This is a genomic window from Pseudocolwellia agarivorans (assembly GCF_002000085.1).
In the GTDB taxonomy this organism is placed as follows: domain Bacteria; phylum Pseudomonadota; class Gammaproteobacteria; order Enterobacterales; family Alteromonadaceae; genus Pseudocolwellia; species Pseudocolwellia agarivorans.
The window spans coordinates 226,329-237,719 of sequence record NZ_MUZU01000008.1 but is presented as its reverse complement, the minus strand read 5'-3'; the positions used below and the strand labels follow the sequence as shown (position 1 = coordinate 237,719).

At 37.6% G+C, this 11,391-nt stretch carries 5 protein-coding genes; all 5 read right to left on the bottom strand.

What is annotated here, in order from left to right; all coding sequences use genetic code 11:
- Positions 1-150 precede the first annotated feature (150 nt).
- The 5 genes from B0X80_RS13800 to B0X80_RS13780 all read right to left on the bottom strand — a co-directional run bounded on the left by B0X80_RS13800 (position 151) and on the right by B0X80_RS13780 (position 11,211).
- A complete protein-coding gene (locus B0X80_RS13800; protein ID WP_077341201.1) occupies positions 151-1,443 on the bottom strand; it encodes a hypothetical protein in 1,293 nt (430 codons plus the stop codon).
- Between the two features lie 46 nt (positions 1,444-1,489).
- Positions 1,490-3,859 carry a TonB-dependent receptor gene (locus B0X80_RS13795; protein ID WP_077341199.1) on the bottom strand — a complete coding sequence of 790 codons (2,370 nt, stop codon included), beginning with the start codon at positions 3,857-3,859 and terminating at the stop codon, positions 1,490-1,492.
- Between the two features lie 224 nt (positions 3,860-4,083).
- Positions 4,084-6,171 (bottom strand): bifunctional diguanylate cyclase/phosphodiesterase, encoded by a 2,088-nt coding sequence (locus B0X80_RS13790; protein WP_077341197.1) that lies wholly within the window; start codon positions 6,169-6,171, stop codon positions 4,084-4,086.
- A 222-nt stretch (positions 6,172-6,393) separates the two neighbouring features.
- Positions 6,394-8,388, bottom strand: a complete 1,995-nt coding sequence (locus B0X80_RS13785; RefSeq protein WP_077341195.1) for a tetratricopeptide repeat-containing sulfotransferase family protein — start codon at positions 8,386-8,388, stop codon at positions 6,394-6,396.
- 135 nt (positions 8,389-8,523) lie between these two features.
- Positions 8,524-11,211, bottom strand: coding sequence for a TonB-dependent receptor (locus tag B0X80_RS13780; RefSeq protein WP_077341193.1), 2,688 nt, complete (start codon positions 11,209-11,211; stop codon positions 8,524-8,526).
- Between the last annotated feature and the right edge of the window lie 180 nt (positions 11,212-11,391).

Here is an 11,391-nt window from a genome sequence, read left to right as displayed (position 1 = left end):
TTTTTGTGTTTGAAATAAAGTTAATTAAACAAGACGAATGATTGTCCTATCCGCTAAACCTAAACTCAGCGGCTTACGGTCAGCTCACCAATTACAAGAGAAAGCCTCAGCAGAAATGTTAAGGCTTTTTTGTGTTTTGAATATTAATGATTAATGTTCATGTGCATGATCTTCTTCTCCAGCTATACCAAGCCATGCTGCGCTACCTGGAGTAAAGTTTAATTCAAAGTTGCTTACTATTTCACCTTTATGTAAATCAAGGGTTGTAACTTTTTGTTCGTTGATAATATAAATTAATTCATTGGCTTTAGAGGCGATAATTGCAGGCTTTGTTCCTACGGCTAAGTTATCAAATACTTGAAATCGTTCTTCTAATTGCCAGTTGTCTTCAGCAGGGAATACATTTAAATAACCTTTATTATCAAGTATTAGTAGGTGTTCATTATGACCATCAAATGCATAAGTAACAGAGTTTAAATCGTCTTCTGATTGCCAGTTAAACTGAGTGATATCTTGTGCTGCTAAATCAATTAGATAGAAGTCAGAGGAAGCGGTGCCAATCATTACATTGCTTTCTGCGCTACCTTTTAACGAGCCAATACGTACGCCTTCAGCTAAATCTGCTGGGTTAGGGATTTTATAGTCGGTAAAAACATTACCTTGTTGTTCAATAGCTAAAACACCGTCACCACAAGCAAAGGCGATGTGTGTTTCATTTTGAAAGCTGCCATGTAAAGCGGGACATGCCGTTTCAAAGGTTTGCTCTTGATGAAAGTGATCATTATGTAATTCTAGTAAGGTAATGTGTTCTGGCAAGCTGCTCTCAGTATTACTGTCGCGTAATGTTGTTAAAACATAATCGCCGCGAATTTCTGCTGTGCCGTGCATATAAGTATCAAAATCATGGTCTGCAATTGTTTTTTCTGCACTGATACTTTGATCACTTAATACACTCAAGCTAGCGTTAGCACCGGTATCTTTATTACCATCAAAAAATACTACTGTTTTATCGCCACGTGGCACGTAGTGGGTTGGTTTTACGTCGTGCAAAGTAAAGCTTGTTAATACAGGTTCATCTGTGTGTTGGTCGTAATGATCGCCATGGAGTTCTTGCCATAAACCACCATCAATAAACTCAACTGTATCAAATGAACGTTGTACAGCTACCGCATAACGGTTTTCTGGACTTGCGTATAAATATTCAGCAGGGTTGGTTAGTGTTATCGTTTCAACTAAGCTGTTGTCTTCTAAATTAAAAATATGAACAACGGCTTGGTCTGCTGCTGCAATAGCTAAACGACCTTTGCCTATTTCTTCGTTATGATCATCAGTATCGTCTATTATCGTTGGTGGTAATTCGACAATATTTGTTTCAGCATCGCCACAACCTCCTAAAGTTGCTGCACAAACTAAGGCTAAGGTATTTAGAGTAAACTTTTTCATGATATTCCTTTGTTAAATGGGTGTAGATCCAGAGATCGAATAAAACTTAAAATGAGCCACGAATGCCAATAGCAAAAGAACGGCCTGCTAATGGTGTTAAGTCTTTTAAGAATGAGGTGTGCACTTGTGCGTATTCATCGGTTAAGTTTTTACCTTTTAAATAAACAGCGAGGTCGTGCTGACCTAAACTAAAATGGTAATTAACATTAGCATCAACCATCACGTAACTATCGGTTGAGCTTTCTAGTGCTGCAGTATGTGTTTGTTTGAAGTAATTATTGATAAATAAGTCAGCAGAAAGGCTTTCTCCTTGATAGCTAAGCTCGGTGGCTATTCTTGCGGGTGGTGTGCGTGGTAAGTCTCCACCTGTATCTAAACTTGCTCGAATAATATCGCCTTGAACTTTCCATGAAAACTCGTCAGTAACTTGCCACACGGCTTGTGCTTCAAAACCATATAAAGTGACATCTTGTGCAGTGAAAATGAATAGAGGTAAGGTGCTTTCTTCTTCAGATTCCGCTTCTTCTGCATGGTCGTGATCATGTTCATGCTCATGTACGCTTTCGGTATATAAACCCGTAGCTTGCTCGTAATAGTAATCGTCTATTTGGTTGTAAAAAGCATTTAGAATGAAGCCAAAATCGCCTTTAAATTTTCGTAAACTTAAATCAATGTTGTTAGCTGTTTCCATTTTTAAATCTTGATGATTTAAACCAAAATATGGTGTTTCTCCGTTAGGCGTTTGTAATGAAAATAGTGCGCCTACTTCATATGAGCCTGTACCAATATGAGGACCAAAAGATAAGAGTTCAGAGGCAGAAGGGGCTCTTTGAGAATGAGATAATGATAAGGCTAGGTTGTAGCTATCGCTAAAGTCCCATACTAAACCTGCTGAAAGGCTGACGGGTGTAAATATGTGTTCAACATTAAAGTTACGCGTGATTTCTTCAGAACCGTGGTTGTGTCCGGTATGAGGATCTGCTTCACTTAACTCATGTAATAGTTCAACTTCGGGTAAACGTACGGTTGCTGCGCTAATTTCGGTACGCTCAATACGGGCACCAAGCTGTAATAATACTTCGCCAAAATGACGTTCTTCCATTAACGCTAATGCAATTGAGTCAGTTTTTGAAGGTGGAGTAAATGCTTCTTCACCTACAGCAGTAAAGTCACTTTGTTTATAGTGAATACTTAAACCGCCACGCCAATCCCAAATGTTTTGGTGTAATATTTCGGTGCGTGCTTCTATGGTTTCATTGTCGAATGTTGTACCAACAACACCCACTTCTAGTTCACTATGTAGGTAGTCGGTATACGCCACCTTGGTGTTAACCGATTTGATATATTTATTATCAAAACTTAATTCGCTTAATAATTGCCAACGTTTTTGTTTTAAATCTGCAAGTACTTCTATGTTTTCATCGCCATGGCTATGCCCTGGAATACCATATTCTTGATCTAAAGTTTGATAAGACATACCGACAAAACCATTGTCGAGTAAATAGCTAGTACCAAGAGTAAAACCACTTGATTTAGCGGCTGAATTTTCTACTTCGTCGATGCCGCTTTTTTCAGGTATTTGGTAGTTTTCGCTATCGCGGTAAAAAGCATCGGCATGTACAGCAACGTTACCTATTCCGCTATTGAACGAGCCTGATGCTAAAGATTGTTCGTTATTACTATTGTGCTCAACCAACCATTCTCCCTTGGTGTCTATACTACGAGGCACTCTTTCATCAACAAGGTTAACCACACCGCCGATAGCTCCACTCCCATAAAATAAGGTGGCTGGTCCGCGTAAAACTTCAATGCGCTCTGAAGTAGATGTTTCGGTAGATACCGCATGATCAGGGCCAATACGTGATGCATCTCCAGCATCTAAACCATTTTGAGTCACTAATACTCTTGGTCCGTCTAGACCACGAATAATAGGTGTGCTGGCTACGCCACCATGAAAATTACTATGCACGCCTACTTCTTTGCTTAGGCTATCACCTAGCGAGTTTTCTTGACGCATACGTAAATTTTCACCGTGTAATACAGTAATAGGCAGAGCTGATTCAATGTTTGAGCTATGAAAGGGGGTTGCATGAATATCTATAATTTCAATGGCTGATTTATCAAGAGATACACTTACGTTAGCTTGTTTATTTTCGCTAACATTTACGTCGACATTTCTATGAACAAAATTGTCTGCAACAACGTGCAGTTCATAACGTCCTGGTTGTACTTCTAAGGTAAATAGGCCTTTCTCATTGGTGACAGACGTATTATTCGTTCCCATTATTTTAACGGTAGCCCCTGAAACAGCTTGGCCTTGACTGTTTTTGATGACGCCTTGAATTTGTTCAGCGTTTAGCTCTGCACTTGCTGAAACGGCAAGTAGCACGCTGATGATTTTGGATAGTTTTTTCATGATTCCTCGTTTATAAGTGTTATAATATAACAATTCATATAAATGTTATGTTATAACATAACACTTCGCAAGGCGTTTTTATCAATGAAGAAATGTTTTGCAGTAAAAAGAGGTGTTAGCTGACGAATGATTTAAGGTTAATGAGAAAGAGTAACGGGGGATTTTTGATTTAAATGAGAAACTTTTGTGTATTAAATGGTTAATCTGAGATTGATACCGTGATGTTAGGTAGGTAATTTATAGTGAGCTGATAATGCTAGAAGTTGTTGAGCCGGTACTGGTTTACTAAAATAGTAGCCTTGCACGTAGTCACATTGTAAGGCCTTTAATATTGTTAGCTGTTCATTTATTTCTACGCCTTCAGCTACTACCATTAAATTTAAATTGTGCGCCATTGCAATAGTGGCTTTTACTAAGTCACGGTCTTCTTTATTTTGTGTTATTCCATCAATAAAGGTTTTATCTATTTTTAATACATCAAAGGCATATTGCCGTAAATAGCTTAAAGATGAATACCCAGTACCAAAGTCGTCCATTGATAATTTTATACCTAGCTGATGCAGTTCAGTTAATGCTCGGTCAATATAAGATTGGCCTGTCATTAATACGCCTTCGGTAATTTCAAGTTCAAAATTTTCAGCTTTAACATTGGCATTTTTAATACAGCTTTTAATAAAGCTAAGTAGTTTTTTATCTCTAAATTGAAGGGGAGATAAGTTAACTGCCATCGTATACATTTGTTGGTCAGTGTCTTGCCATTGACTTAAAAAGTGTAAGGCTTGTTTTACGACATATTGCCCAATAGGAACAATTAATCCGGTATGTTCTGCAATGGGAATAAACTCGGCAGGAGTAATATTACCCAATGCGGGGTTATGCCAACGCAGCAAAGCTTCTGCGCCTATAATTGTGCCACTTTTTACGTTTAATTGTGGTTGATAGTAAACTTCAAATTCATTGCGCTCTAATGCTCCATGCATTTGCTCTTCTATTTCGAAGCGACGTAACATGACGGTATTCATTTCTTTAGTAAAGAACGAATACGAATTACGCCCTAAAGCTTTGGCTTGATACATCGCTGTATCAGCATTGCGCAGTAGATCAGACGCTGATTCTCCATTTTCAGGATATACAGCGATGCCAATACTTAAGGTGAGAATTAATTCTCGACCATCAATTTGAAATGGATCCCTAAATACTTTTAGTAAATTTTCTGCAACCGCTAAGGCATTGCCATTATCGCTTAAACTTCGTAGTAATATAATGAATTCGTCGCCCCCTAAACGACCAACAGTGTCTTCTTTTCGTATCGTTTGTTTGAGCCTATTAGCTGACTCTATTAGGAGTTTGTCGCCTATTTCATGCCCTAATGAGTCATTTACTTTTTTAAAATCATCTAGGTCAAGAAAAAGCACCGCTGTTTTTTCTGTATCTCTTTCGGCTTCAATAATCATTTGTGACAATCGATCTAGGGCTAAAAAACGATTAGGCAATAATGTGAGTGTGTCAAAATAGGCATGCTGGCGAATGACTTCTGCCGTTTTGTGCTGCTCTGTTATATCTCGAATAATGGCGACTATTTGTTTATATTTGGGTAAGTGACTGATTCTAGCTTCAAAATGAAATACTCCATGAGGCATGGTTAGTTCATACTCGAAGCATGATACACCTGATTTTTTTAATACTTTATTTATATGAGTTTGAAACTTACGACCAATATCATGAGGTAAAACATCAACCATAGACTGGCCAATAAATTGTTTTGGTGAAATGTAAAGATCTGTTTTATTTGTAGCATGATGATCGATAATGATGCCATTTTCTGCCAGTAAGAAAAACAAGTCTGGAGTTGCTTCGAGCACAGCTTCTAACATATGGTCTTTAAAGTCGGCTTCTGCTTGAGCGTCTCTGATATCAGTTAAGTTAATATCAATGCAATACATTTGCTTTTTATTATATTGATTAGTGAACATAACATGGCTTGAAAAAACATTTACATCATCGCCATTTTTATTACAAAGAGTAATTTCTGAAGCGGGAATTTCTATGTCATGTTGTACCCAGTCTCTGTGTGCGTTAATTACAATGTCGGATAATGATTTGGGAATAATAAGGTCTTCTATTTTTGCGCCTAAAGCTTCTTTTTTAGAGTACCCATAAAGTAATTGGCTACCTATATTCCAATAGATAACGCGTCTTTCTTCGTCGTATCCTTGTACCGAAATTGCGTCTACTGCATCAAAGAGTTGATGAAGCGGATCATTTACAACAGTATTCTTTATTAATAAATTACTATTATTTTTTGGCTTCATGATAGAAAAGATAGGTAGTTACGTTACTTTCATACTAGACCTAGAACTTGTTTTTTGCATGTTTTAGATGAAGGTTTAGTTAGATTATATATTGTACGTTTACTCTATTTTAGAGGTGAAATCATACTTATCTTATTGATGAGTTAGTGTTTTATTCATTAAAGTAATGAGTTAATTAAATAACAACCGTTTCGTTATACCAAGCGCGATAAGCGCTTGGTATTATACATTGAGTACTTTTTTCAAAGGCGTTAAATATTCTTCAAAGTAGCGCCATTGTTCTGTTGCACTTTTATAAATAGGTTGGCGAACTTGCTCTGAACTAGGGGTTTTAATTGCGCGTTTAGTTTTATGAAAATCGATACAGGATTGCTCAAATGCTAAACCACAAAAATCAAGCATTCTGTGAACTTCTTTATCTAAGTCTTCGACTACATCTTCATGATTTATCGTTAAAATAAAGTTGGGTAGTACTTGTTTCCAATGTGCCATTAATTTTAAATACGCTTGATAGTAACGACCTATATCTTCAAGGCTGTAGCTAAAATCTTGCCCCTCGGCAAATAACTGTTTAAAACCACTAAAACAACAAGCCATTGGTGATCGTCTGGCGTCAATAATTTTTGCATTAGGTAAAATCAGTTTGATCAGGCCTAAATGGAGAAAGTTATTAGGCATTTTATCGATAAAGAACGGCGCGTTATCTCGGTACACACGTGTTTCATCAATAAACTGTTGGCCGAAACGTTTAAAGTAATCAGTGTTTATTTCGTGTAAATTTTTAGGGTATGGACTTTCTTGATTGTCTTTAATTTGGACACGACCACGTAAACGAGAGGCTAAGCCTAAAATATTATGTAGCTCCATGGTACCGTCTACTTGGCTATGCGATGCTAATATTTGTTCAAGTAAGGTAGAGCCTGCACGAGGTAAACCTACAATAAAAATAGGGTCGGGTGCTTCGAACCCTATATGAGCATATTTTTCAAAAAGCTCAGCAGTGCAATATTTAATTTGTTCATCTACTTGTTGTTCAATTTTATTGATGTCGAAGCCGTTGTTGGCTCGTTGTAATTGGTTGCCTTGCAGGTAAGCTTGAAATGCCTGTGGGAATTCTTTTTTGTCTTCAAAGGCTTTAGCTGTGGCAAAATGCAATTGTACTTTATCGATTATTGCTAAACTTTCATCTTCCCGTTTAGCCTGCATTTTCGCAATTTCTTCATCACTAAAACGATAGGTTTTAGTATTGGCTAAACTCCAATAAGCATCGCCGTAATCGGGGTTAATTTGATAAGCTTTTTGGTAAGATTGCACTGCTTTTTTAATATCGCCTTTGGCTTTAAGTGCATGGCCTAGTTGTAAATGTAAGCCAGCAATTTTATCGTCTTTATTTATAATTTTTTCAAATAAGGCGATGGCTTCTTCTATTTCCCCTAAACCCGTTAAAACACTTGCTTTAGCAATGTTATAACTTAAGTTATCTGGCTGCTCTGCAAGTAAGGTATTCGCTTGCTGTTCCGCCAATTTGTATTTACCTAAACGAATAAGTAAATTGAGGTATTGAGATCTAGCGTTAATATGAGTCGGCGCTAATTCAATCGCACTAGCGAGGAGGAACTCGGCATCGTCGTATATTTTAAGTTCAATGCCTATTTCAGCCAGCATACACATACCATCTACATGATGTTTGTTATTTTGTAAAAAATGTCGGCAAACTTGTTCTGCTTTTAGGAGTTTACCTTCATGCATAAACTCGGTTACTGCTAGTAGCGCTGGCGGCAAGCTTTTTAACTTAGCTAAATGATTAGCTGCTTTTTGTATATTTTGTGGCTGATTTATATCCCGATAAATTTCAATTAATTCTTGCCAACTAGCGACTAAGCTCGGGTTAAGTTCTACGGCTTTTTCAAATGAATTTTTTGCTTGTTCAGAATGATTTAATGCGAGCTGATTATAGCCTTGCTCTTGGTGCGCTCTGCTGTGTGTGTTGTTGCACTTTAGTAATTCAGTAATACTGATTAAGGCGTTGGAATAATCTTTACTATAACGTTGAGCTACAGCGAGTAAATACCACAGTTCAGCTTGTTCTTCCTGATTAGAGGTTTGTTCAAGCAATTGTTTACTTTGTTTGATGGCATCATTAAATTTTGCGGTTTGAATTAACTGTTGAATTGATTTTAACTGCGCTTCAAATGAGAGAGGTGATGTGTTGTTCAACGATTTAACTCCACGAAATATAATGAATAATGAAATACTTTGTTTATTTTACTTGTTATAACTTATTTTAGTAATAAAAAGCCGCTTGATAAGTAGATCAAGCGGCAATTTTTAACTTAACAAACTTTCTAAGATTTAATAAAAATCGTAAGAAAATCTAAAGCCGATGGTACGAGGTCTATTTGATAGCACTTTTGGCGTAAACTGCTGTGTATCAATATATAACGTAGCATGTTCATCTGTTACGTTATCGATAAAGAGCTCTGCTTTCCATTCGTCGTTGGTTACACCAAAGCTTAAGTTGGCTAATACGTAGCTTTCTTGTATGTAACGACCACCAGCAAAAGTGTTACCATTGCTGTCTTTGTAATTAACACCAGCATAAACATCGGCTTCTTTTTCAATCTTTAAGCCAGAACCTGTGCCGTAAATTTCTCGCGTGGCGTCCTCGTTTACATAGGCGTCCATTGTCATGCTGGCTAAGCGTTCGCCGGTATAATTAATTGAACCGTTAACATAACCTGTTAAGTCGCCTTTTAGTGGGTAAAAGTACTGTGCTTGTAAGTTACCTGAAAACTCAGCGGAGTAAGGTAATCTGCTACCTACTGCTGGCGCAATACCTGCAAGTTCATCATTTACTGAAGTTAACTCGGTATCAATAACACTAAATGCACCCGATATAATTAAGTTATCACTTGCTACCCAGCTAAAGTCACCGTCAATCCCTTTAATTTCAGCATCGCCTACGTTATCAGTAAATACCAAAAAGCTGATATTGGTTGGGTCGTATCGTGATGTTTGTAAATCAGATATTTTTGAATAATAGGCCGTTGCGTTAAATCGTAAGGCTTGGTCGAATAAGGTTGATTTAAAACCTAACTCATAATTATCTAAACTATCTGTTGTTGAATAAACCGGAATGTGAAATTTTTCAAAAGCTCCTTCTGGATTTTTAGCTTTGCCGCCACCTACACGGTTGGTAACTGGAGGTCTAAAGCCTTCAGAGTATGATGCAAAAATCATTACATCGTTTGATACTTTCCAATCAATTGAGGCTTTAATAATGATATCGTCTACCGTTAACGTACCATCAGCATCAAGTAGGTCAGTTTCTAATTGACCATTAGCAACCGCTGCTTTAATGGCTGCTACTTCGCTTGCTGATGTTGTGGTGGTTGCAAAGTATTCTGTTAATGCCGCGTCGCTACCATCACCAAAGGCTTTTAATCGACTGCTTACATCAACCGTTGAGGTTGCCCCTTTAAATGAATCTTCAATTTGGTACCATCGTGCACCTAAACCGGCTGTAACCGTGTCTGTTATATCAAACTCTAACTGACCAAATACTGCTACTTGGTCTATTGTATGAGTAACATCATTTACAAAGCTAATTTCAGATGAGAAAGGTGTATTAAAACCGTCACTGTTTATACCGTCATTACCTTTAAGCTTTGTTTGTAAATTAGTAAAATCGTAAGCACCGTCTAGGCTGGTATTGGCAATATTAAATTGGCCAACGGTTGATAATTCTTGTGAGTCGTAAAAAACACCCGCAGTAAGTCTCCAGCGGTTTTCAGCTGAAGTATTTAAACGCAGCTCATGAGTCGTTCGCGATGTGCTTGTTTGTTCTTTATAGAATTTAGTTGGATCAGCACATGATTGTTCGCCTGCAGGTACGCCAGCATAATTACACACATAATATGCCGAAAATGAACCACCGTTAGTGTAGCCGGTGTAATCGATAGTTGAGTTGATGTCTCTATCTAAATAGCCGCCAGTGTAAACAATATCAAGATGGTCAAGACGACCTTCTAATGTCCAGGTAGTTAAACCAAAATCATCATTGTTATTTTCTGGAATAAAGCGATTGGTTGACGTTTCACCTTCAAGGTTTGGATCGTAAGCAAACACACCTTCAGTATCTAAAGATTGTTGAGTATGCTGAACAAGTAGTTCCCATTCATTATTAATTAAATACGATAAACCAAAGCGTGCGCCTGCATAATTTGCTGTATTGAAGTTATCTTCAACTAAAGCGTCATTTTTTGGGGCTGTTACGGGGGTGTTTTCTGGATCAGCTAAAGCGCCGCCTGAAATTCTACTGATAACAACAGCACTGCCTTCATATCCACCTTGGCCAGGTACATTTAAAATGTTGTCGATCCAACCACCTTGGTGATCATTATAAGCGGCAACACGTACTGCAACGGAGTCGCTTAAAGACATATTAAAATATGCTTCAACCGAGTTGCTCATATCGCCACCTTTAGTAGAGCTAACGCCTGTATCAAAACCCGCAGCAAAACCGTCATGAGTAGGTTTGTTGGTAATTAAACGTACTGTGCCTGATTGAGAACTTGCACCAAAAAGTGTGCCTTGTGGCCCCGGTAAAACTTCTACTCGCTGAACATCGGTGGCGTAAACATCTAAGTTACGCCCTTGCATTGAAACGGGTTGCTCATCTAAATAAAAAGCGACAGAAGGCTGTAAGGCTTGAACCGAAGAAACGGCAATATTGGTTTGCGATGTTGCTGCACCACGAATGTATATTTCGTTTTGTCCAGGGCCTGTGCCCTGAAAAATTACATTAGGTAAAAACTCTACGTATTCGTCAAAGTTAGCCACACCTAATTTTTCTAAGCTATCTCCCGTTAATGCGGTCACGGTAACAGGAACGGCTTGAATAGATTCAGAGCGTTTTGTGGCAGTAACTTCAATTGTCTCTATTTGTGCTTTGGGTTGTTTTTTTGCTTCTTCTGCATAGATATTACCTGATGCTGCTAAAGCAGTTAAGACAGCGCAATGCAGCTTAGTAAGTTTCATATTGATTATCCCTTAATGTTTTTATGATGTTTTGAGCTGATATGATTAGAGTACTAATTATATTTGTGCTCTATTATAGCTTAACATGTAATAATTTATTTTTGATAAGTATATATTATTGACATTTTTACCTTGTTTTTATGGTTTTCTGTATTTTTAGGGCTTGCTATATGTGCTATT